The following is a 23,883-nucleotide window of genomic DNA, read 5'->3' as shown; positions in this document are numbered from 1 at the left end:
TTTAGGGATTGGGAATATCAAATTAGAAATGACAAAACTGCAACAGTGATGTTATCGCGTCCGCCTTGCGATCTCGCATACTCGACTAATCGACGGGAAAGCACAATGGCATCAGGAGCCACATAGCGATGCACCAATTCTGCAAGCTGGCTGGCAGTAGGGGTGTAGTTCCACAACCCATCGCTGCATAGCAATAGGTAGCCAGACCCAGGAATCGTAAACGTGGCGATCGAAGGAGTTGCATTTTCTCTGGCATCTGCTCCTAGCCAGCGATTGATGGCGTGGGCGTGGGGAGATTGCCTTGCCTCGGCTTCAGAGAGTTTGCCAGACGCAACCATATCATTCATCCAGGAATCATCTTGAGTTAATTGTTGGATAGTGTCGGCAGCAACCCAATAAGCGCGGCTGTCACCGAGCCAGCCAATTGTGATTTTGTTTGTCTGAACGATTGCTGCAACGATTGTAGTGGAGGGCGGGTCGCCATCGTCTTGTTGATGATAAGGAATGGCGCAAACTGCTTTCAATGCAGCGGCGATCGCGCCATTCATCGCCAGTTCCGACTCTCCACCCGCTGGCAAAGCCGTTACTAGATGTTGACAAGTCGCCTCTACTGCTGCTTTTGCTGCTAATTCTGGAGTCTGGGAACTTGACACCCCATCACACACAACCAGGATATGATGGTCGTCATTCAGGGTTTGCAGAGTAATGTAGTCTTCGTTGCGATCGTGCTTGAGTCCCGGATCGCTAACTCCTGCCAATCGTGGCGATACTGCCAGTTCGATGCGATCGTTGGGGATGGCACTAGAGACTGGAGCGTTGCGAAATCCACACTGAGCGCAATAATCCTCAGCATCGATGTCACTGGAGCCGCATTTTGCACAGGCTGTCGGGGGCGATGACTCGGCGATCAAGGGTACACCACAATTCTCACAGAAGCGATCATCTGACAGGATAGAACCATTACAGTTAGGACATTGCATAGTCGTGATTCGTCATGGGTTAGTGATGATTGGTCTCTAAAACAATGTTTTGGGGCGGATACGATTTGCCTCATCGACCAATTGAATTTTTTCGTCACCTAGAGTCAAGTGCGCCATCGATCGCAGAACTTTTTCTAATCCCAAGCGTAACTTCACTTCTTCTAGGGGCTGTCCCAGAATAGTGACTGTGGATGTTGGTGGGAGTGCTTTGGTGGTGAGAAGATGCAATGCGGTTTCTAAGACTTGTTTATTCAATTGATGGCGTTCCATCCCTTCTAGAGTGATTGCTTCCACAATCGTGGCAGCATTCTTCAGTTCGTTCATGCCTGGTTCGGATCTGTCCCGACTAGTGAGAATGCGAGCAACTTCAACCCGCGATCGCGTGAACAGGCTAGAGGATTGGGGCACTTGTTCTAGAGCGGCGACTGCGCCTTTGCGATCGTTTTTGTGAACCAGGCAGCGTGCCAGTCCAAAAGCAGCGGAAACGTAGCTAGGATCGGTGCGAAGTACCAGGTTATACATTTGAATGGCGAAGGAAAAATCACGAGCTTGCTCGGCAGCAATGGCGATCGCTAGTTTGGGTGTCAGTTCTCCAGGTAGGTCAAAGTAGACTTGATCAAACGCTTTCTTTGCCTCCTGGGCTTTGCCTTCTGCCATCCGAGATCGCCCCCGATACCAAAGTATCCGCCAGTCCCAGGGGTCGTTCTCCTCAACCTGAGCCAGAACTTGCTCCACCCGAAATTTCTCCACCCGCTTATCATTGTCACCCAGGTCAATCAGGCTATTTGCCAGACGCAGCAGAGCTTCCTTCGATTTGGGATACTGATCGGCTACCTGGATCAAGTTCTCAACGCGTCGCTCTGGGTCAGCGATCGCGCTGGCGTTCATAACCGCATTAAACGCTGGATCGGTGGCATCTAGAAGCGGGATTGGCAGATGACGGAATTCCGGCTTGATGGGAGCAAAATCATTGGCGGCAGTGAGGGCGAGCAAATCTCCGCCAAATAGGCTGCTGGTAGTCGGACGGGGTGTACTGGTTTCTAGGGCAACGACCTCTCGCAATACGCCCAGCAGTTGATCTGCCATCTCGTCGGCAGATTGAAAGCGGTCATCTGGTTTTTCGGTTGTGGCTTTTAACAAAAATCGATAGAGAGATTCCTGCTGAGCAAACAGCGGTTCTTCTTGAGGACTGGGCAGGCTGTATTGGTGGGTGCTACCAAAGCCTTTGATGTCACACAACAGGACTGCCAGAGTTCGCCCGATAGTGTAGAGGTCGGAGACTGCCGTAGGACCTTCCCCTGCTTCAGGCGCACTGTAGCCCACGGTGCCGTAAATGTCGCCATCAGGATCATCAATCCGACGCACACCGCCCATGTCGATCAGCTTGACATCGTTGTCTTCCAGCATGACGTTATCGGGCTTGAAGTCGCAGTAAGCCAATCCTTGTGAGTGTAGATAAGCAAAGGCTCCCAAAATGCGGTGGATGTAAGCGATCGCCTCGGCTGCGGGTAATGGACCTCGTTCTTTGCGAATCTGCTTCAGTGTCTTGCCACCGACGTACTCCATGACAATGAAGCCTTCGGTGCCATGATTCACGAAGTTATAGATGCCAACGATATTGGCGTGTTTGACCGATGCCAAAAATTTACGTTCAGCGATCGCAACAGCGGCACTGGCGGCATCTTCGCTGTTGAGCAACCCTTTCAAGACAATGTAGCGAGACAGCGTATTGTCAAACCCCAGGTAAATCCAGCCCAACCCACCGTAGGCGATCGCGCCCTTGACCTCATACTGCTCTGCAATTAAATCCTTTGGATTCAGGGTTGCACTGAAGGAATACTTCTGTCCACACTTACTGCAAAAGCCTTTTTCACGGCGAAGCGGATTGTTGCAATTGCCGCAAAACCGCTTATTCTCCGGCACGTTTGGCTCAACCAGAATCAGTTTTTCCGGTTCTGTAGACGGCAATTCTGGAATTGAAACTAGCCCTGCGCCTAGCTGCTTGCGGCTACTGCGGGCAGACGTGGAACCTGTGCGGCGAGAGCCTCTAGATCGATTGGTTAAAGGGGAAGACCCAGTTCCAGTGGTGACGGGTGCACTTCGACCTGTGGGCGTTGTCGTCTGTTTCTGGCTAATGAGCGACCTAACCGCCGCCAATCCACAGACATCGCAATAACCATCTTCAAGGGTTCCAGTACAGGCAGGGCGTTGACAACGTTCGTTCATAGTTCATCCGAGTAAGGGGTAGAGGGTTGAGTGATCTGGTTCTGATTTCAGTTAGCGATCGTTCAGGTGCCTCTCGTACTGAGTCACCAACTCAATCGCTTTAGTTAAGTCAGTCGGGCGGGTATATAAGATTTGTTTTGCCTGGGCAGAGAGGTCAGCCAAAATTGGGTCTTCCGCCCGTCCACGCGCCAAGGCTTTTGCCTTCAGTGCCGCTAACCGTCCCCGGAGTTCGCGACGAGTTTCCAGAGGATAGCAATTGGCACTGACGGCACGTTGTTCGATCGCGATCGCGGCTTTCACATTTGCAGTCCAATTTTCTAAACCCACTTGGATCGGATTGACTAATCCTTCCGCAAATCGGGTTTCCAAGCGGGATAACCACTGGCATAGGGCATCCAAATGATCTGCTGATAGAGGCGGTTGTAAGCCGGAGTGATCCCTTACCTTCTCTAAGCTTTCAGCATAGGCTGTATGTGCTTGCTGGTTTAATTCTGTAAGATTCTGCAACAACGTGTGAGCGATCGCCAATCCATCCTGGATCTGATTGTGCTGCTGCAAGACCTGATTCAGACTATCCTTAACTCGCTCAATTAACGGCTGGATTTGCTGCTCAAACTCATCTTTCACTCCTAACGGATCGGTCGTAACCCGATCTCGGAGTGGTGCGATCTCCTGCTGAATTACTCTTAAGTCAATCAGGTTATTCCCTCCCAACATATTCACCTGCTGCCGTAAGGGCTGAATCTCGGCTTCCACCCGGGAAAGAGTTAGTTCTAAGTGAGACCAGGCAACATCAATCGCCAAAATCGTATCTCTGGCAGTTTCAAAGGTAAGGGTCATCATTGCCAGAAGGTTATCTGGTGTCACTGTGCAGGTGGTTTCCGCTGCGCTTAACAAACTTCGTTGCGCCAAGGGAACCTGTACAACGGACAACTGAATGGATTGCCCGATTAACAACTCTTCAACTGCTTGCAGCTTTTGATCACTTCCAAGAAATCGCGGAACTTGCTTGTATAATGCTGCTGCCCGACTAATCGTTGCCAGCAGCAGATCAAAATACTGAAAAACCTGGTTCATGGCATCAAGGGCAGCAGCAACCTGTATTGCAGTAGTCCCAGTTAGTTGTGTCTTTGGGAACCCGGCTTCACCTGCCAACCGTTGATAGGTGGTCAGCCCCTGAAGGGCAAGCATATTCTGGCTTGCTAGGTCTAACCGCATTTTCCAATCTGCTAGTAGCTGCTCAATTCGTTCGGGTATCACTTGTTTGTTGGAGTTTAGAGTAATGACCATCTGTTTCCATTGATTTACCCATAAAGTTTCCTGAGTGCCTAAGAGTGTGTCTGAGAAGTCACTAATTTACAGAAAGCAGCAATAGGGCAACAGCTTTACCTTTTAAGCCATCTTCTAAATTGCAAAGTATCCATTTAAAGGCGATCTCTATTTATGGATAGCCGTATCTTCACTGAAAACTCTATTAATTCCAGAATTCGAGGATCTGAAGCAATACACGCAATCCGCAAGGACAAATATCAAAAGATGATGGGCGCTTTGCCCCAGCAGTTCACTCAAGCTGCCCTGCGCTTCATCCCGCTAGATTTAGAGAAAAGGATTGCTGAGTTTCCGCCTGACACTGGCATTCGGCTACCGCTTCAGCCATTTTTTGGCATTTTGGGCGTGGCAACGGAGGATGATCGGTCTTCTATTCCGCCCGGACTCTACGGTGGCAACATTGATAATCGCCAGCTCCAGGCAGGATCACGCTTATTTTTGCCGATCTTTGTGCCAGGAGCCCTGTTTTCAATCGGCGATGGTCATGCTGTTCAAGGTGATGGTGAAGTGAATGTGACCGCGATCGAAACCTCGATGAATGGCACTATTCAACTGATCGTCCGCAAAGATTTAACATTGACCGCTCCGATCGCTGAAACTGCCACCGACTTCATCACCATGGGCTTTGGCAATACTCTCGGTCATGCCTTTGAACACGCGCTCCAGCAAATGATTGAGTTTTTGCAGCGCTTCATCGGTTGCCTGCGGAAGAAGCCTACGTGCTATGCAGTTTGGCGGTGAATTTCCACATTACCCAGGTTGTGAACAGTCCCCAAAAAGGAGTCCATGGACTGTTGCCCAAGGCGATTTTGCCCGTCACTTCGGTGCTGTAAGTTTTGCGATTGCGCCCATCACAGCCCTGCTTTCAAGGAATACTACTCACTGCCCATTGCCAATCAAGATAAACGGTGCCCAGTAGAAAGGACGGGCAAAATTTCCACCCTCGCGGATGAGAGATAACTGAGCTTGACGCAAGGCTTCAGTCTTGGTCATTGGCTTTTTGGCAGTGCTAGCAGCCAGAGTGCGATAAAACTCATACATCAACACACTGGTACTCGCATCATTCACACTCCATAAAGACGCAATCACAGCTTTGGCACCATTGCTCAAAAAATAAGAGCTGAGTCCAGAGATTTCTACTCCATCTTGATCCGCACCGCCCAACGCCGTTTCGCAGGCAGACAGCACCACAAGATGGATATTATTCAAATCTTGCAGGGTTTTGATTTCTGGGATAGTCAGTTTCTCGCCACTGCCCAACACGAGAAAAGAATCTTCTGGGCGACCAGAGACAAACTTGCCGTGAGTAGCAATGTGCAAGATTTTGTGGGCAATCAAATTGTCTCGCAGTGCGCGAAAGTTAAACGACTGGTTGAGAAATTTTGAGCCAGAAAACCCGCCGTTCAATTGATTTGATGGAGATTTTTGCTGGACGATCGCGTTTAATTCGGCAGGCACACTCGGCAACGGGCTGTAGTCCTTATCTTTAAACTCAGATGCACCCAAAGCCAAAATGGAGGTTTGATTACTGGCGGGCAGTCTATCGCGCAGATCGGTTAAATCGGCAGAAAGCACGGTGGAGACAGCATAGTTTTCAATCAAATACTTTTCGCCATCAAACAGGGCACTCATAGGAATGTAGCGGGTGACGCGATCCAGCGAAAACACGAGATTTTGAATCTTATTGGCTTTCAGTTCCGGTTCCAGTGGTTTGATCAGCCAGTCATACAGTTGCTTTCCAGTCGTGAGCATGGCTTGGCGATCGCCCGGACTCTGACTTTGCACCGCTTGGCGAAATTGCACCACGGTTTCCCCTAGTTGTTTTCGGGAAACGGGCACCGCCACACTTTTGATAATCCCGCCTTTTGCCGCCCACAGCAGCCAGATTTTGTCTTCCAACACAAACGGATAAATCAACACCGTGCCCGGTTGCGATTCTACAATTTCCTTCGCCTTAGACGACAGGTTGCGCGGGTCGAGCAGGGCATCATCCACCGATTTGCGCCGACGGATTTCTTTTTCAAAGCTGGTAACGGTTTGGTTATATTGCTGAGTCAGCACTTGCTGCTGGTCGTTAAGTTGGCTGAGTTGGGCACAGCGGCTCTGTTTGCAGGTTTCCACTTTTTGCCCAAAGGCGATCAGGCTGCCGTGTTCTTTAAGGATTTTTGCTTCACTTGCAGTCGTCGCAATCCCGGCAGATTGAGCGGTTTTTACTTCACGGGTGAATTCGCGAATTTCCTGGATTTTCAGTAGCTCCAACACCTGCTGTGCTTCCAGAATTCGCCCCTGTGCCAAGAGCAAATCTGCCAAAGCCCGATAGGTGCCAGACACCGTCTGGGTATAAGATTCTTGCTGCGATCGCGATAAACTTTTCAGCCCACCCTTAATCTCTTCCCGCACGTTGATCGATTGTTTGTAAAAAGCGATCGCCAGTTCTGGCTGTTTTTGTTTGGCAAACAACTCACCCAAATGGCTAAGGGCTTGAGCCTGTGTAGGGCGATCGCCCGCCTCTTGTGCAACGACTAAGGCTTCCTGCAAAGCGGATTGGGCTTCAGTTGCTTTGCCTAGTTGAGTTTGAGCCTGCCCTAAAAAGCTTAGGGTAGCGGCAGCATCAGCACGGACTCCCATTTGCTGTTGAGCAATCAGGGCTTGCTGGAAAGTACTAGCGGCTTGTGCCGGTTGGGCTTGCTGGAGATAAAGCCGACCCAAACCCTGAAGTGTGGAGGCTTCGCCATAACGATTGCCAATGGCTTGAGCGATCGCCAGAACCTGTTGATAGTGCTTCAGTGACGCATCTAAATTGCCCTGGTCGCGATAATCGGAGGCAAGGCAAGCAAGGCTGCGGCTTCCTGCGGTTTTGTGCCGATTTTTTGGGCTGTTGCCAAGGCTTGTTGATGGGTAGCGATCGCCAGCGAATATTCACCCAACTGACGGTGCAGTGCCCCCTGATGCAGCAACACCGACACCGTACCCGTAGGTTGCCCAATTTCCTGGTGAATTTTCAGCGCTTGTTGATAGGTGGTTAAAGCCTTGGCATAGTCGCCTTTGTAACGATGCACTTCTGCAATGTTATCCAGAATTTTTGCTTCAGCGGCGCGTTGCCCGATCTTTTGTGCTAAAGCTAGAACAGTCTGGTAGATTTCCAAAGCTGCTGCATAATTACCTTGATCGCTGGCAATTTGCCCCAAGTTTGTACGATAGGCGATTTCGCCGCTGCGGTTATTCTGCACAACGGCAATCTTCAGAGCTTGCTGGATCAATTGGGTCGCTTTGGCATAATCTCCTTGATTGAGCGCCACTACTCCCAAGTTATTTAGATTGTATGCCTCGTCTGCTCGATCCTGCTGCTGACGGTTAATCGCCAGGGATTGTTGGTAGAGTTCCTGGGCTTTTGGGTAGTTGCCCTGGTCGTCATATACAGTTCCCAAATTGTTAAAATTTGTCGCTACGGCATGCAGCACACTCCCTCGCCAGGTGGCAATCCTGAATTTGAATGAGTCAAAAATATAGCCTGTGGGCAAAGTATCAGGCGTAGCACACACTTGTGAAGAAGATCCGGGCCTGGCTTGAGGATCTTTGCCACTGCGAAAATTATTTCGCTCTTGACACAGCCAACGGATGTTTTGGGGAGTAACCCCTGCGGACAATTGCTCCACAGTTTTTTGATTTCTCGCTAATCGATCTTGATAAATTGCTAATGCCTGCGCGTAGTTACCCTGAATAACGTAGATATTGGCGATATTGTTTAGGGCAATGCTTTCTTTCGTGATGTAGCCTCGGCTGAGTTGGAGGGCTTGTTCGTAATAGGCAAGTGCTTGAGCATAGTTTGCTTGATCTTTATAAATGATGCCGATGGAGAGCAGGGCAAAAATTTCCTGTTCACGATTTTGCACCTCCCGCGATCGCGCCAACACGCGCTGATGGATCGCTAAAGCTTGGGCATATTGCCCTCGAAACCGGTAGACCTGGGCAATCCCTCCCCAATGTTGCAGTTCTGTGCCAGGAGGCTGGAGTTTCTCGGCAAGGGCGATCGCTTTTTGGGAATAGTCTAAAAATTTGTCGTACTGTTCTGGGGTGTTGTGGCGATTGGCTAAACCATTGTAAATCGTGTGTTCTAAGAAGATTAGGCTCTGTTCGTTATCGGGTTTTCCGGTCGCTTGGAGCAGAGCACGCAGCTGGCGCATTTGCTCTAACGCTTCAGCGTATTGATTTAGCGCATTGTAAGCATTGACGATTCCCGTCCGCGTCTGAAAAATTGCCTGCGTGATTTCTTGGCTTGCCTCTGCGTCTTTAAGGTCTGTAGCAAGTGTTTGTGCCTGCTGCCAGATCGGAAGGGATTGCTCATACGGTTTCACGGCTCCCGCATAGTTTCCACTACCATGAATCGCCTGCCCAATGTTGCCATAAGCTTGGGCGATTGCCTTCAGCGCCCACAGTTCTTGGGGGCGATCGCGATTGCCGCGTGCTACTTCTAACTGTTGCTGAAAGGTGGCTAAGCCTTGCTCTGAAAGGGTTTCAGCCTGAGTATAATCCCCTTGAGAGCGGCGAACATTGCTATGGAACAAGTAGGTATAGCCAATGCTGCTCAAAACCTGGATTTCTTGCTGCGGATTTTTTAGCTGTCGATAGAGGGTCAACGCTTGCTGATAGTGTTCTTGGGCTTGAGGGTATTGCTTTTGTTGTTTATATGCATCGCCCAAATTAGTCCAAACTTGGGCAATATCTGCCTTGGGGCGATCGCCTGCTTGGTGTATCTGTAAGGCTTGTTGGAAATGGGTCAACGCTGTGGGATATTGCTTCAGCCGATAATGGGCAATGCCGATGTGATTGTGCAAATAGCCGACGGAAGCGCGATCGTCCGTAGTTTGATACACCGCCAAGGATTGTTGATAAAAGTCGATCGCAGGTTCCGGTTTTTCCTGCTCAATTTGGGTTAATCCCATGAAAAATAGCGTGGTGCCTTCCATCTTGCGATCTCCCATCGCTCGATTGATCACCAACGCCTGCTGCATCGTCTGCAAACCTTGTTCTGGCTGTTTGGTCAGCGACTGCGCCCGACCCACCCACGCTAAAATTCGTCCTTCCCAAACCCGCGATTTAGGGTTTTCTGTGCCTTGTTTCAGCTCATCTAATCCTTGTTTCAGCGGCTCAAAAGCTTTGTCATTGTTGCCTTTGCCCACCAACGCCGCACCCCAAATCAGGTGGCTTTTGCCCAATTCCAGATGATCTTTCAGACGGGTTTGAATCGCGATCGCCTGTTGTGTCAATTCGATCGCTGTGGCATAGTCGCCCTTTGCCCGATGGGCATCGGCAAGATTGGTCAGAGTTGCGGCAGTTTGGCGATCGTTGTTTTGATTACGCGCTTGAGTGAGAGCTGTTTGCAAGGTTTGTAGGGCGCGATCGTACTGTCCCATACCCAGATATGCCTCGCCTATCTTATCCAGAGTGGCGGGGTTATCTTTCTTGAAGTTCAAGATTTGCTCAAAGGTTTGAATGGCAGCTTTTGATTTGCCCTGCAATAACAGCTGTTCGCCTTTCTGAAAGAGCCGATCCCCTTCCCGTGAGACTTCGTAATCTGGGATAGTTTGGGCGGCAGCAGGGAGTAGCACATCAGGAGTGAGAAGTAGGGGAAACCCAGAAGTCAGCAGTAGCGTAACAGCAAGGCGGAAGGTCTGGGCGGGTTGCATGGGGACGCTTACCTTGGGGGTGACTGCCAATTTATCATCCTCTAACCCAAAAAATATGCCGTCTCACTGGACTGCTCATTTCACAATTTCTATCAATCACCTGAACCTTTCTGCCTGTGAGCTGGTCTAATTAAACGTAACTCCAAATTTGATGGAGGAGTGTTTTGCAGGGGTTCATTGTGTCAACTGCGTTTCACGAAAGCCTGCCCGAAAGTGATGATAGTCACCTCGTACAGCAAAGCCTTCATGGGGATGCACAAAGCTTTCGGCTTTTATATCGTCGTCATGAAAAACGGGGCGGCGATCGCGATTTAGGGAAGGTCATTGGCACTCGTTACCCGCTAGATGTGCAAGATGCTTTATTGCAGTTGAAAGACGCTCAAGGGTTTGTTCGGTCAGCGGTTGAAAGCCCCATTCTCTCGTAGCACTTCTGCCACTCCCACAGAAGTGCTGCTGCTGAGCCTCGCCTTCAATAGATTCTCTAAAACTCAATTCAAATAAGGCTTTCCAGCTCATCTTGCACTTTTTTGGTCATATGGCGGCTCGACCCCTAATGCAAGGAATTACAAATCGGTTGTCTCAGAAAGCAGGTCTTCAGCAATCAGGTTGTCTCTAATTGCGATGACAGCAGCTTGGGTGCGATCGCGCACGTCTAGCTTCTGCAAAATGGCATGAACATGAACTCGCACCGTTCCTGGCGCAATGTATAACATCTGAGCAATCTCCTGGTTGGTATTGCCATCCGCAATCAAAGCCAGGATTTCCTGTTCTCGCCGCGTTAGAACAGGAGCCGAGTTATCTGAAACATTCGCAGACATGGCACTGGAATTACTTTCAAAGGCAGCGCGAATTTCAGTTGTAGCGGCAGAATCCCACCAGGATGCTCCAGCGGCGACTGATTGAATCGCAAGAATTAGAGTCTGTGATGGTGCACCTTTGATGCAATAGCCTTGTGCTCCAACTTCAATAATTCGGTTAATCAATGCTTTTTGTGTATGCGAGGTGAGCACTAGAACTGGGAGATTCGGAGCCAACTGTCTGATCTGCCGACAGGCATCAACACCGCCTAAACCCGGTAGTCCAAGATCTAAAACGACGATGTTGAGCAAGTGAGATTTGACCATTTCGATCGCCGTCTCCCCATCTTCTGCCTCTGCCACAATTTCCAGCCCTGGCTCCCGCTCTAGCCGCACCCGTAAACCGAGACGAAAGAGTTCATCGTCCTCGACTAAAAGAATCTTGAGCGGTGGGGATACCATCTTAAGCAGAATGGGAAGGGTTATACGGGAACGTGGGTAACCGAAAAGCAAAGGTTGCCCCGGTGGCTTGTCGATTCTCTGCCCAAATTGTACCGCCGTGAGCCTCTACGATTTGCCGAGATAGGTAAAGCCCCAAGCCTGATCCTTTTGCCTGTCTATCGCTCTGTCCCTGATAAAACCGTTCAAACAGGTGGGGAAGCTCGTTTGACTTAATGCCTGCACCACTGTCTGTCACCTTAACCGTCTGATGAGAGGAACCTGGTTCCAGGATGACCTCAACCCGTTCACCACGAGGGGAGTGGTTAATGGCATTGGTGAGCAGGTTTGCCATCACGCGCTGGAGTTGCAGGGTATCCCCTTTCACCCAAAGAAACTGGCGAAAATCAGATGCTCCATGATGGAGAGAGAGGTGTACCCGACGACTGGCAGCCAAATCTGTCATCGTTGCTTTGACCTCTTCTGCAATCTCAACCAGATCGATTGGAGCGAGATTAAGCTGCAAGCCTTCATTGTCATTTCGGTAGACATCCAACAGGGTTTCGACCATCTGTAGGGTTGTTTTATGACTTCGCATCATGGTTGCTAGAACCCTCTGTTGACTGGGTTCAACCGAGCCAAAGCTGCCATTTTGAAATGCTTTTAGTGTCTCAATTGCCCCCAGCAGTGGAGTTTTTAAATCGTGGGTCAGGGCTGAGGCAAAGTCCTCCCGAATGTTGGCTAACGTTTCCTGTGCTTCCAGTTTGGCTTGCTGTTGCAGAACGGTTTGTTGATAGAGGCGGTTGCGATCGCTCAGAACACCCGTTACGACCAGTGCCAGTGTTGCAATGAATCGGCTGGCGATCGTTGGAGCTTTCACGGTTTCAATCCCTGGCAGCCAAACATTCATCAAGGTGAGAACACAAGCAATTAGGGTCGTTTGGAATGTAGTTTTGCGGCTCAAGTGAGCACTGGCTAACAGAATGGGACCAATGTAGAGATAGCCAAACACGTAATCAGGTGGGGTTGAAAATTCCAGGGACAGAACCACTGCAAACAATCCCACCACTAACCAGAATGTTCTCAAATGCCAGTTCTGTGAATGAAACACATGTTGAAGTTGCAACATTTGACTCCAGAAGTCAGGAAAGTAGCCATTGAACTTTTTAAGTAAAACCATCTAAAAAGCAGCTTAGTCTGCGTTTAGATGTAAATCTATATTTGTAGATATAGAACCTGTCTAAACACTCTCTAAACACTACGTCCTATGGATATGCCATTGATCCATGAATTGTAGTAAACGCTGCTCTACACCTTGTAATTCTTAAATCAGACTCTCACTATCAATGAATAGGGGGCTTTGAAAGATTTAGTGATGAATCTTTAGTTAATAACACTGGTTCAGTAACGAATGATGACTGAGCAACGACCCTTTCACCAATGCTTGGAGTTAAATGACTCATGTTACAAGGATGGATTCAAATTGGATTGACGCTACTGATCGTAGTGGCAATTACGCCATTCTTCAGTCGGTATATGGCACGTGTATTTATGGGACAGCGTACATTACTTGATCCGGTTCTAACGCCTGTAGAACGAGCTATTTTTTCGTTAAGTGGAGTTCGAGCCAAAGAAGAAATGACAGGCTGGCAGTATGCGCGGGCAGTGCTGTATAGCAACTTGGCGATGCTGATATTTATCTACCTGATCTTCATGTTGCAGGGAGCGTTGCCCTTTAATCCTACTGGATTGGGTGCACCGTCCTGGGATCTAGCTCTACACACCACCATTTCATTTGTTACCAATACCAATCAACAGCACTATTCTGGCGAGACAACCTACAGCTATTTCAGCCAGTTTGCGGCTCTGGGTTTCATGATGTTTACCTCGGCAGCCACAGGAATTGCGGTGGCGATCGCCTTTATCCGGGGCTTAACGGGCAAACCGTTGGGAAACTTTTATGTCGATTTAATTCAGTCCATTACGCGAATTCTGCTGCCCATTAGCATTGTCGGTGCTGTTGTTTTGATTGCAGCTGGAATACCGGAAACGCTTTCAGGGTCAGCCATCGTGCCGACTTTGGAAAATCCAGAAATAAGTCAGGCGATCGCACGCGGTCCGGTTGCCCATTTCGAGATTATCAAGGAATTGGGCGAAAACGGTGGTGGTTTCTTCGGTGTTAACTCAGCACATCCCTTTGAAAACCCGAACGGATTCTCAAATTTAATTGAACTGGTTGCAATGCTCTCTATTCCAACCTCAATGATCATCACTTATGGCATCTTTGCCAATAATCTGAAGCAAGCGTGGTTAGTGTACAGCATTCCACTTGCGATTCTGGTGATTTTCATCATTATTGCTGGGGTTGGAGAATATCAGGGTAATCCTGCTGTAAATGCGCTGTTGGGGGTGGATCAGGCTCCGAATTTGGAGGGGAAAGAAGTTCGGTTTGGTTGGGCGCAGTCGGCTTTATTTGCTGTGTTTACAACCGCCAGTATGTGTGGTGCCGTCAACGGAATGCACGACTCGTTGATGCCTAATAGCGGATTTGTCACCCTATCCAATCTGTTTTTGCAAATTGTGTTTGGTGGACAGGGAACGGGAACGGCGTATCTCTTTGCTTACTTGATTTTGGCTGTGTTTGTGACAGGCTTAATGGTCGGGCGCACCCCTGAATTCTTAGGACGCAAGATTGAGAAACGGGAAGTGGTACTGGCGAGTTTTCTCCTGTTGCTGGTTCACCCGATCGCCGTTTTGATTCCATCTGCCATAACCCTGGCATCGTCAGGGCAACTAGCAGGCATCAGTAACGCCGGATTTCATGGCTTGTCTCAGGTGATTTACGAATACGCTTCCGCTGCTGCAAACAACGGGTCTGGATTTGAAGGATTGGGAGATGGCACCCTTTGGTGGAATTTAAGTACCAGTTTCAGCCTGTTAGCGGGACGCTACATTCCCATGGTGGCGCTGCTGCTGCTGGCGGATAGCATGTCCCGCAAACAACCCGTCCCTGCAACGACTGGAACGTTAAGGACTGACACAGGATTGTTTACTGGAGTAACGGCTGGTGTAATTCTGATTTTGGGCGCACTGACCTTTTTCCCGATGCTGGCATTAGGTCCGGTTGCAGAAGCATTTCAAATTGCCAAAGGTATTGGGTAGGAGTTTTGAGAACTTATGAAAACTAACAACAAACCCTCTACATCCTCTCGCCCAGTTCGGGTGCCTCATGGTCGCCGTGATGATCGCAGACATATGCAAAAAGTCGATCGCAAAGGACTGTATCAACGAGCCATTCGCGAATCATTTGTTAAGCTGAATCCGCGTGTGGTAGTGCGTAATCCAGTCATGTTTGTGGTGTGGCTGGGTACGATCGTTACTCTACTTGTCACCATCAATCCCAACCTGTTTGGCACAGTTCAAGCGGATGTTAATCAGCAGCGTTTGTTGAATGGCATCATCACATTCATTTTATTTTTCACGGTTCTGTTTGCCAACTTTGCCGAAGCGGTCGCAGAAGGACGGGGCAAGGCACAGGCAGATGCATTGCGATCAACCCGCAGTGACACAATTGCCCGCAAGCTATTGCCTGATGGGGATCTTCAGGAAGTCAGTTCCACTGAACTGCGTCGGGGCGATCAGGTGAAGGTGATTGCGGGGGATATGATTCCTGCGGATGGTGAGGTGATACAGGGCATTGGTTCAGTGGATGAATCAGCCATCACTGGGGAGTCGGCTCCAGTCTTGAAACAACCCGGTACAGATATCGCGAGTTCCGTCACGGGGGGCACTCGCCTGCTCTCGGATGAACTGGTGATCCGCATTACCTCTGATCCAGGGCAGGGGTTCATCGATCGCATGATTGCCCTGGTAGAAGGAGCCGAACGCAGCAAAACGCCCAATGAAATTGCGCTAACCGTGCTGTTGGCAGTGTTGACCCAGGTGTTTTTGATTGTTGTCGCCACAACCCCAGCTATTTCTGGCTACATTGCTGGCTTTTTAGACAGCGTTGCGGGAGACACAACAGGCAACAGTTTACGGGCTGGCACCAGCATCGCCATTTTGATTTCCCTTCTGGTTGCCCTCATTCCCACCACAATTGGTGGCTTGTTAAGTGCGATCGGCATTGCTGGGATGGATCGAGTGGCTCAGTTTAACGTAATTGCCACTTCTGGACGAGCCGTAGAAGCTTGTGGCGACGTGAATACGCTGGTTTTGGATAAAACTGGAACGATTACTTTAGGAAACCGTTTGGCTGATGAATTTATCCCAGTTAATGGTCATGACCTTCAGGAAGTCGCCAATGTTTGTTTAGCTGCCAGTGTGTTTGATGAAACCCCGGAAGGGCGATCGATCGTCCAGTTAGCTCAAAAACTAGGTGCGAAATTCGATCTGGATGGCAAACCCGCAGAGGGCATTGAGTTCTCGGCTAGAACCCGTATGAGCGGCACTGACCTGGATAGCCAAGAATACCGAAAAGGTGCGGTGGATGCCATTAAAGGCTTTGTGCGTTCACGAGGTGGGCAAGTTCCTACAACTCTGGATGAAGCCTACGAGCGAGTATCCCATCTGGGTGGAACACCCCTCGCAGTATGTCAGGGCAATGACATTTATGGCGTAATTTATCTCAAGGATATTGTGAAACCTGGACTGCGAGAACGGTTTGACCAGCTGCGGCGCATGGGTGTCAAAACCATCATGCTCACAGGCGATAACCGCATTACTGCCTCTGTGATTGCCCAGGAAGCGGGAGTGGATGATTTTATTGCTGAAGCCACCCCCGAAGACAAAATTGATGTCATTCGCTCAGAACAGGCTCAGGGCAAGTTGGTGGCCATGACTGGAGATGGCACCAATGACGCACCTGCTCTGGCTCAGGCCAATGTTGGTGTGGCCATGAACTCTGGCACTCAGGCAGCAAAGGAAGCTGCCAACATGGTCGATCTGGATTCTGATCCAACTAAATTGATCGACCTGGTGACGATCGGCAAACAACTGCTAATTACCCGTGGTGCATTAACCACCTTCTCCGTTGCCAATGACATCGCCAAATACTTTGCAATTATTCCCACCATCTTCGCTGCTGCGGGAATTGGTGCGCTCAACATCATGGGGCTAAAGAGTGCTCAATCGGCGATCGTCTCTGCTTTGATCTACAACGCCTTGATTATTCCAGTTCTGATTCCTCTGGCTCTGAAAGGTGTGCAGTTCCGTCCACTAACCGCCGATCAACTGCTGCGACGCAACATTCTGATTTACGGCTTAGGCGGCATTATTGCCCCGTTCATTGCAATTAAGGCGATCGATTTGATTCTGCCGCTGTCCTAGCTCTCAAACAAATTTCTTTGTAGCAATGAAACTCAATCTTTTAAGATCATCACTTCCATCTCCTCAAACAGACACTCAAACGCTCGAGACGGTTTCAGAAATTTGGTCAGAATGGCGCAGGCGAAAGCTGCCGCTATATCTATTTTTGGCACTGAGCTTCAACCTGGTTGTTGCACCTGTCGTTTACGCCGCTAGTGGCAGTGAATTCTCTCGCACCCAAGCCTGGTCATTAGGGCTCTTGGGACTGGGAACGATTGTGCTCTCGGTTTACTTATTCTTTGTTATGTTCGTACCGGAGAAGTTCTAATGAGTTTTTCACGTGAGGCAGGTAGAGCCATTCGATCAACCCTGGTGCTTTGGGTCATCACTGCCCTGATTTATCCGCTGGTCATGGTTGCTTTTGGGCAAATTGCCTTTCCCTTTCAGGCAAACGGCAGCATTTTGACGAATGCTCAAGGTCAACCTGTCGGATCAGCCTTGATTGGACAACCGTTTACCCGCGATCGCTACTTCAACAGTCGTCCCAGTACTACCAGCTACAGCACAGCAGATCCGAAGAAGGATGAGTCTGGCATACTCAAAACGGGTGTGTCGGGAGCAAGTAACCTGGCTCCGTCTAATCCTGATCTGCTTAAGCGAGTTCGAGAAACCACAGCTCAGTTAAAACAGGCAGGTATTCAACCGACTGCTGATCTGGTTTACACTTCTGGTTCCAGTCTTGACCCTCACATCACGCTTGAAGCCGCCAGAGCGCAGATTACACGAGTGGCAACTGTACGGGGGGTGCAACCCAATCAACTCAAAGCTCTGATCAATCAAAACACAGATAGTCGCTTTTTAGGCATCTTTGGCGAGCCGGGGGTGAATGTGCTGAAGCTCAACCTGGCTCTCGACGCATTGGGCAGCTAAACTATGTATCACTCGTCAAACCCTTCACCTGACAGCACCGACATTCGTCCTGCCCATCGCGGCAAGCACAAAATCTTTATTGGCATGGCTCCCGGCGTTGGCAAAACGTACCGCATGCTGGATGAAGGGTATCGCCTCCGGCAAGAGGGTGTTGATGTGGTCATCGGTTTACTCGAAACCCACAATCGGCAGGAGACTGCACAACGGGCAGAGGGGCTAGAAATGGTGCCCAGGCAACCCATTAACTGCTCTGGTGTCATTCTTTCCGAGATGGACACAGACGCAATCCTTGCTCGCCAGCCGCAACTGGTTCTTATCGATGAACTCGCCCATACCAATGTCCCTGGTTCTCAGCGAGAAAAACGGTATCAGGATGTAGAAGTTGTTTTAGCATCCGGGATTGATGTGTATTCCACAGTTAATATTCAGCATCTAGAGAGCTTGAATGACCTGGTTGCCCGGATTACAGGAGTTGTTGTACGAGAGCGGATACCTGATCGCCTATTAGAAGAAGCCGATCAGGTAGTCGTCATTGATGTCACACCGGAGACGCTAGAAGAGCGCCTGAAAGACGGTAAAATCTACGCCCTTGAAAAGGTTGACCAATCTCTGCAAAACTTCTTCCAACGGCGTAACCTGATTGCCTTGAGAGAATTGGCATTACGAGAAGTCGCTGACAACATTGAGGAAGAGGCACTTGAGCAAGCATCGAATGGAACAAAAGCAGACGCTCCGTTTTGCAGCATTCATGAACGAGTATTAATATGTGTATCAACCTATCCCAATGCCATTCAACTAATCCGACGCGGTGCCCGAATCGCCGGATACATGCACGCTCCCTTCTACTGTCTATTCGTGGATGACCCTGATCGTTTCTTAACCAAAGCAGAGAGTTTACATATCGAAACCTGCGAACAACTCTGTAAAGAGTTTGGTGGAGAGTTTATTCGAGTGGGTGATCAGGATAAGGCAAAAGCGATTGCAGACGTTGCAAAAAACTGCTACGTCACTCAAATTGTGATTGGGGAAAGCCAACGATCTCGATGGAAATTGATGCTGCGTGGCTCGCTTACTCATAAACTGCTGCGATCGCTCAAGAACATTGATGTTCACATTATTTCAACGGATAAGTGCAGCTAAAACTTTTTCAGGCACTCTACCCTGCGTTTTAGCCAACTTGCTACCCAACACTCTTCTGAGGGTCTGAGGGCATTGTGCTCAACGGCGTTCCCGTAGCAATTTGGGGTATAAACCGTTTCTGGCCATTAAGTGCCACATCGGCTGAAACCTTTTCTGGGTGGAAGTTTCAGACTGTGATCTTGCTGATTTTAGACACAGTTGATGAACAGAAGCATTGGCGAGGGAAGGGCGGCGGTGCTTGATTGATAACTTCTGCTCATCTTCTTTTTGGTCATAACTCATTGCGAAACGAGCAATGAGTCATCCCCAGAATCGACATCGTAGGTGGGACCAGCGGGCGCATTTGAACAGAAAGTTACGGTTTTGGCTAGAATCCTTCTCCTGCAATACTTTCATCTCCCATAAAGGCAACCGCTAGAAAAACAACCATTTTCTTTGTGCCGAGCTTTTTGACGCTATGAGGTCTTGATCAGCACAAGAAAACTCATCAAAAAATCAAAATCAGGTTACATGTCAGCTCTAAGTTTCCTGACACATCGAACCGTAACTTTCTGCATGGATGAGCCCGCTGGTCCACTTACAGCGGTTCTTGCTTGAGTCAGCCACAATTTGCCAGTCTAAGAGGCAACCAATGCAATATCAAAATTGTCGCCTATGCCAGCCGCCTTATCTGTCGATTTACGTCAACGAATTATGGCAGCGTATGAAGCCAAAGAAGGGTCACAGCGGCAACTGGCAGAGCGCTTTAAGGTGAGTTTATCCTTCATCAGAGATCTGAGACGACACCATCGTGAAACGGGCACCGTGCAACCCAAGCCCCACGGGGGAGGAGCAGTTGCCAAGTTAGGGAAAGAACAGTTGCCCATCGTTGAAGCGTTGGTTACGGCCCAACCGGATGCCCTGCTCGAAGAGTTGTGTGAGCGCTTTGCAAGGGCAACCGGGGTGGAGGTGAGTGTATCGACCATGCAACGAACTGTCTGTAAGCTCAAGTTAAGCGTCAAAAAAAACACTGATTGCCTCTGAACAAGACACGCAACGAGTCAAAGATTTACGATTTGCTCATCGGATGTGGAGTTTCACGATAGACCCGCGTAACTTGGTCTTCATTGATGAGACTGGCATCCATCTGGGCATGACTCGGCTCTATGGTCGCGCCCCAATCGGTGAACGCTTGTACGACAGTGAAGCTCCTGGCGATCAAGGAAAGAATATCTCGTTAATCGGAGGGATGAGTATCGATGGTTTGATTGCCACGATGAGCCTTGTCGGCAGCGTCAATACTGAGGTGTTCTTGTTCTACATCCAGGAGATTTTGATTCCTCAACTGTGGATAGGAGCGATTATTGTCATGGATAACTTACCTGTTCATCATGCCGTAGTGGTGCGAGAGGCCATTGAAGCGGTGGGGGCAAAAGTCGTATTTTTGCCCCCTTATTCACCAGATCTTTCACCCATTGAATTGTGTTGGTCAAAACTGAAGCAACTTTTGCGCTCGGCTAAGGCTCGAACCCGTGAAGCACTCGACCAAGCCTTGAGCAAAATTATCAATGACTGTATTTCCGCTGATGACGCGCTCGGTTGGTTCGCTCACTGTGGCTTATTTATCTGAAAATCGCTGTAAGCCCGCTGGCACGGTAACGCTGGGTCTCAAAGCTACAGGAACGCCTTAGCGTACAAATTTTTCCGAATTCTGAGGTGCTCCCCTGCGGTCGAGCAGCGAAGAAAGTTATCGACTGTTTCCGTAGTATAGCTATTGCCAGGACCAATAGGACATAGACTGAGAGGTATCCCCAGCTATAGGAGGGTGAGTGCATCTATGGCAAAAGCGTACAGTTACGACTTGCGACAAAAGGTGATCAATGCCATCCAATTAGACGGCATGAAGCAGAGTGAAGCCGCCCAAGTGTTTCAACTCAGTCGCAACACGATTAATCTATGGCTGAAGCGACAGAAGGAAACTGGAGACTACCAAGCCAAAACAACTCGTCCCCATCGAACCAGCAGCAAAATCACCGATTGGGACAAGTTTGCCAAATTTGCCAAGCAGCATGGGGGCAAGACCCAAGCGCAAATGGTCGAGTTGTGGCAAGACCAACTCAGTGTTCGCACAATTTCCAGGGCGTTACACAAACTGGGCTTGAGTCGAAAAAAAAGACCTATGGCTACCTTGAACGCGATGAGCACAAACGAGCAGAGTTCCTAGAGCAGCTCGCCAAAGTGTCTTTATCCGACCGGGTGTACATCGATGAATCGGGAATGGATGAGCGAGAGGATTATGGATATGGTTGGTGTGAACCCGGTGTGCGATTTGAAGCACTCAAGTCAGGGCGACGGGGTCAACGAATCAATATGATTGCGGCTTACTGTGAGCACCAACTGAGTGCTGCTTTTACCGTGAACGGCTCTTGTAATCGAGTCGTGTTTGAAATCTGGCTAGAAACGTGTTTGCTGCCAACGCTTAAGCCTGGGAAGGTTTTGATTCTCGACAATGCCACGTTTCATCATGGGGGACGGGTTGCTCAATTGGTGGAGTCGGTAGGGTGTCGGTTGTTATATTTACCCGCTTATTCTCCAGATTTCAATCGGATTGAAAAGTGTTGGGCTTGGCTGAAAAGTCGTATTCGCAACAGCTTGTCTAGCTTTAGTTCTTTACGGCAAGCAATGGAGTCGGTCCTGAAAGATGCTGTGTCCTAACACTGTTGTCTGTAGCTATAACTAAAAAGGGCAGTGCGATCGTTGCCCCAAATTTCTGTGCCTGCACCTGTGCCCTGCCCGCCAGCGCCTGTCCAGAGATGCCAGTCGGGAACCCCAAGTAGTTCTCAATTTTTGAGCTAGTGCCCGCTTGTCCGCCCGGTGCTTCGGCTTCGATCAACACCGTATCTAATGCTTCTGACGCGGCATAAACTGCCGCTGAAAGTCCCGCTGGTCCACCCCCCACGATCGCCACATCATAAACATGGTCTGGCGGCAGAACCTCCACCAGTCCCAGCCATTGAGCTAATTCCAGGTTAGACGGGTTATGCAGCAGTTGTTCGCCCAGGTGAATATACACGAGCGGGAGTTGTTCTTCTTTGAGGTCAACATCCTGCAAAAAAGCGGTTTCTTGGCAGGCGGCATCATAGCTGAGAACTTCTAGCGGATAGCCGTTGCGTCGCAGAAACCGCTCAATCCGCAGCTTATCCGCAGACTCTTTGGTGGCGATCAGCGTCACAGCGCCTTGCTGATGCGAGATTAAACCCACTCGTCGCAGAATAAACGCTCGCATCACTGTTTCGCCGATGTCTGGTTCAGCAGATATGAGTTTACGAAACTGCTGACGATTAAAGCGCAAGACGCTGCCGTTTTCGCCCATACGACCGCCAACGAGAATTTGGCGGCTGTTGAATAAATCGAGTTCTCCAGTAAATTGATGCTCTCCATGGACGGTGACGACGTTTATCCCATTCTGGCGATGCTCATAAATTTCGATATTGCCCTGCAACACAATAAAGAAATCGACGCTGCGTTGCCCACGTTCAAACAGAATTGTGCCTTTGGGCAACGGTTCTTCCTGACCAAGCAATCTAGCGCGCTCAATCTGCTCTTCTGTTAGCACCGGAAACGTTTGAGCGGTACGAACATAGGGATCGCTTGGATCAACTGGCTCAGTAGTTCTATCAATATTGGTGGTTTCCATTGCGAGGGTTTCTCTTAACAACCTTGATTATCTTAGTTGTTATCTCTACTGGGTTTCACTACGAGGATTTGTTAGAGCAGTAGAGGCTTTCTCCCCTGTCAGAGGAGAAGGCAGAATCAGAGATTGATTCTCTGGGCAAGAGCCAAGCTGAACGCCCCAAGAATCGTCGCAATGGACATAGTAAAAAGACGATTAAAGGGGAGTTTGGTGAGTCCGAGATCGGTATTCCCCGTGACCGCAATGGGGCATTTGAACCGCAGTTGATTGCCAAGGGGCAGACCCGCTTCAATGGCTTTGACGACAAGATTCTATCGCTGTATGCCCGTGGCATGACCACAAGGGACATCCAGGCGCAGTTGCAGGATCTCTATGGGGTAGAAGTATCCCATAGCTTGATCTCCAATGTGACAGAAGCGGTAGAGCAAGAGCGTAAGGCATGGCAGAATCGCAGCCTCGATGCCATTTATCCGATTGTTTACTTCGATGCCTTGGTGGTCAAAGTGCGGCATGAAGGACGGGTGATCAACAAAGCCATTCACCTGGCATTGGGAGTGAACCTGGCGGGTCAAAAGGAGCTATTGGGGCTGTGGATGACTCAGAATGAATCGTCAAAGTTCTGGCTTTCTGTGCTCACCGAGTTGCAAAACCGTGGAGTTAAAGACTTTTTCATTGCCTGTATCGATGGGCTGACAGGCTTTCCAGAGGCAATTGAAACGGTCTTTCCTCAAACTAGGGTGCAACTCTGTATTGTCCACAGGGTGCGAAACTCCTTGAGCTATGTGTCCTACAAAGACCGGAAAGCGGTTGCCTGTGACCTCAGAGCGATCTACACGGCTGCCACTGAAACCGAGGCAGAGCAAGCCCTCGTTGACTTTGCCGAGCGCTGGGACAAGCAATACCCCACCATCAGTAAATCCTGGATGAATCACTGGAACCGGATTATTCCCTTCTTTGTCGTCCCACCTGACATTCGTAAAGCCATCTACACCACGAATGCCATTGAATCTATGAACATGTCTCTGCGCAAGGTCTTAAGAAATCATCGTTCCTTCCCCACGGATGAATCGGCAATGAAGGTCATTTACTTGGCGATCGCTAATATCTTCAAAAAATGGACGATGCCGATTCGAGATTGGAAAGCAGTTTTAAATCGCTTTGCCATTGAGTTTGAAGGGAGGTTTCCACTGTAATCTTTCTCTCTTGACACAAACTACTTTACAAATCCCAAATCGAAGCACTCGACCTGATTCAACTAGAGGATTTAGGAGAGGCATTGTTGAACTTTGCAACGTTGGCTGATTTTAGCGGGTGGTTAGAGCGTTCGCGCAGAGTTCCGTAGATCAACACTCACCCAACCCAGATTTGCTACCTGC

18 protein-coding genes and 3 pseudogenes are annotated in these 23,883 nt (G+C 49.4%); 12 read left to right on the top strand and 9 right to left on the bottom strand.

From position 1 onward, the window contains the following. Positions 1-17: 17 nt before the first annotated feature. The 3 genes from JOY44_RS26345 to JOY44_RS26335 are packed head-to-tail and all read right to left on the bottom strand — an operon-like array spanning position 18 to position 4,496. Complete coding sequence (locus tag JOY44_RS26345) at positions 18-980, bottom strand: PP2C family serine/threonine-protein phosphatase (RefSeq protein ID WP_171576517.1); 963 nt, start codon at positions 978-980, stop codon at positions 18-20. A gap of 36 nt (positions 981-1,016) precedes the next feature. Beyond that, a complete protein-coding gene (locus JOY44_RS26340; protein WP_171576516.1) occupies positions 1,017-3,206 on the bottom strand; it encodes a serine/threonine-protein kinase in 2,190 nt (729 codons plus the stop codon). A 51-nt stretch (positions 3,207-3,257) separates the two neighbouring features. Beyond that, complete coding sequence (locus tag JOY44_RS26335; RefSeq protein WP_171576515.1) at positions 3,258-4,496, bottom strand: hypothetical protein; 1,239 nt, start codon at positions 4,494-4,496, stop codon at positions 3,258-3,260. A 252-nt stretch (positions 4,497-4,748) separates the two neighbouring features. Here JOY44_RS26335 and JOY44_RS26330 point away from each other — a divergent pair. Next, positions 4,749-5,368 (top strand): annotated as a pseudogene (locus JOY44_RS26330) (acetamidase/formamidase family protein); the annotation flags it as partial. A 46-nt stretch (positions 5,369-5,414) separates the two neighbouring features. Here JOY44_RS26330 and JOY44_RS26325 read toward each other — a convergent pair. The 3 genes and pseudogenes from JOY44_RS26325 to JOY44_RS26320 all read right to left on the bottom strand — a co-directional run bounded on the left by JOY44_RS26325 (position 5,415) and on the right by JOY44_RS26320 (position 10,222). Beyond that, positions 5,415-6,797 (bottom strand): CHAT domain-containing protein, encoded by a 1,383-nt coding sequence (locus JOY44_RS26325; RefSeq protein ID WP_415881140.1) that lies wholly within the window; start codon positions 6,795-6,797, stop codon positions 5,415-5,417. 138 nt (positions 6,798-6,935) lie between these two features. Next, a pseudogene (locus tag JOY44_RS33100) lies at positions 6,936-7,334 on the bottom strand (tetratricopeptide repeat protein); the annotation flags it as partial. Next, a complete protein-coding gene (locus JOY44_RS26320) occupies positions 7,331-10,222 on the bottom strand; it encodes a DUF2225 domain-containing protein (RefSeq protein ID WP_415881139.1) in 2,892 nt (963 codons plus the stop codon). The pseudogene JOY44_RS33100 and the gene JOY44_RS26320, both read right to left, overlap by 4 nt. A gap of 164 nt (positions 10,223-10,386) precedes the next feature. On the opposite strand from JOY44_RS26320, the gene JOY44_RS26315 reads away from it, so the two are divergent. Then, positions 10,387-10,647 (top strand): hypothetical protein, encoded by a 261-nt coding sequence (locus tag JOY44_RS26315; RefSeq protein WP_207211229.1) that lies wholly within the window; start codon positions 10,387-10,389, stop codon positions 10,645-10,647. Positions 10,648-10,785: 138 nt separating this feature from the next. Here the strand turns inward: JOY44_RS26315 and JOY44_RS26310 are convergent, their stop codons facing one another. Together JOY44_RS26310 and JOY44_RS26305 are read right to left on the bottom strand one after the other, a co-directional pair. Further along, the gene (locus JOY44_RS26310) at positions 10,786-11,481 is read right to left on the bottom strand and encodes a response regulator (RefSeq protein ID WP_171576512.1); all 696 of its coding nucleotides are present in this window, start codon (positions 11,479-11,481) and stop codon (positions 10,786-10,788) included. 1 nt (position 11,482) lies between these two features. After that, the gene (locus tag JOY44_RS26305; RefSeq protein ID WP_171576605.1) at positions 11,483-12,586 is read right to left on the bottom strand and encodes a sensor histidine kinase; all 1,104 of its coding nucleotides are present in this window, start codon (positions 12,584-12,586) and stop codon (positions 11,483-11,485) included. A gap of 332 nt (positions 12,587-12,918) precedes the next feature. On the opposite strand from JOY44_RS26305, the gene kdpA reads away from it, so the two are divergent. The 8 genes from kdpA to JOY44_RS26265 all read left to right on the top strand — a co-directional run bounded on the left by kdpA (position 12,919) and on the right by JOY44_RS26265 (position 21,528). After that, entirely contained in the window at positions 12,919-14,619 is a 1,701-nt protein-coding gene (gene kdpA, locus JOY44_RS26300) for a potassium-transporting ATPase subunit KdpA (protein ID WP_171576511.1), read from the top strand. A 15-nt stretch (positions 14,620-14,634) separates the two neighbouring features. Then, positions 14,635-16,785: a potassium-transporting ATPase subunit KdpB gene (gene kdpB / locus JOY44_RS26295; protein ID WP_171576510.1), complete on the top strand. Its 2,151-nt coding sequence runs from the start codon at positions 14,635-14,637 to the stop codon at positions 16,783-16,785. A gap of 25 nt (positions 16,786-16,810) precedes the next feature. Then, the gene (locus JOY44_RS26290; RefSeq protein WP_171576509.1) at positions 16,811-17,092 is read left to right on the top strand and encodes a potassium-transporting ATPase subunit F; all 282 of its coding nucleotides are present in this window, start codon (positions 16,811-16,813) and stop codon (positions 17,090-17,092) included. Continuing rightward, positions 17,092-17,694, top strand: a complete 603-nt coding sequence (gene kdpC / locus JOY44_RS26285; protein WP_171576508.1) for a K(+)-transporting ATPase subunit C — start codon at positions 17,092-17,094, stop codon at positions 17,692-17,694. The genes JOY44_RS26290 and kdpC overlap by 1 nt, the downstream gene beginning before the upstream one ends. Before the next feature lie 3 nt (positions 17,695-17,697). Continuing rightward, positions 17,698-18,834, top strand: a complete 1,137-nt coding sequence (locus JOY44_RS26280) for a sensor histidine kinase KdpD (protein ID WP_171576507.1) — start codon at positions 17,698-17,700, stop codon at positions 18,832-18,834. Between the two features lie 654 nt (positions 18,835-19,488). Further along, positions 19,489-19,857 (top strand): helix-turn-helix domain-containing protein, encoded by a 369-nt coding sequence (locus JOY44_RS26275; protein ID WP_171572621.1) that lies wholly within the window; start codon positions 19,489-19,491, stop codon positions 19,855-19,857. Positions 19,858-19,900: 43 nt separating this feature from the next. Next, positions 19,901-20,443 (top strand): IS630 family transposase, encoded by a 543-nt coding sequence (locus JOY44_RS26270; RefSeq protein WP_203032186.1) that lies wholly within the window; start codon positions 19,901-19,903, stop codon positions 20,441-20,443. Positions 20,444-20,650: 207 nt separating this feature from the next. Further along, positions 20,651-21,528 (top strand): IS630 family transposase gene (locus JOY44_RS26265; protein WP_242541884.1). Its coding sequence is split into 2 segments (ribosomal slippage): positions 20,651-20,980 and positions 20,983-21,528, totalling 876 coding nucleotides; the frame shifts between segments, so codons are not numbered across the junction. Here the strand turns inward: JOY44_RS26265 and JOY44_RS26260 are convergent. Further along, the gene (locus tag JOY44_RS26260; RefSeq protein ID WP_171576505.1) at positions 21,476-22,510 is read right to left on the bottom strand and encodes an FAD-dependent oxidoreductase; all 1,035 of its coding nucleotides are present in this window, start codon (positions 22,508-22,510) and stop codon (positions 21,476-21,478) included. The two genes, JOY44_RS26265 and JOY44_RS26260, sit on opposite strands and share 53 nt — an antisense overlap. Positions 22,511-22,605: 95 nt before the next feature. On the opposite strand from JOY44_RS26260, the pseudogene JOY44_RS26255 reads away from it, so the two are divergent. Beyond that, a pseudogene (locus JOY44_RS26255) lies at positions 22,606-23,700 on the top strand (IS256 family transposase); the annotation flags it as partial. Between the two features lie 38 nt (positions 23,701-23,738). After that, the gene (locus tag JOY44_RS26250; RefSeq protein ID WP_171576604.1) at positions 23,739-23,849 is read left to right on the top strand and encodes a DUF4351 domain-containing protein; all 111 of its coding nucleotides are present in this window, start codon (positions 23,739-23,741) and stop codon (positions 23,847-23,849) included. Positions 23,850-23,883: the final 34 nt, after the last annotated feature.

Source organism: Leptolyngbya sp. Cla-17, assembly GCF_016807185.1.
Classification (GTDB): domain Bacteria; phylum Cyanobacteriota; class Cyanobacteriia; order Leptolyngbyales; family Leptolyngbyaceae; genus ULC077BIN1.
Note: the sequence above shows the minus strand (reverse complement) of the source record. Positions and strands in the feature narration are given on the sequence as shown.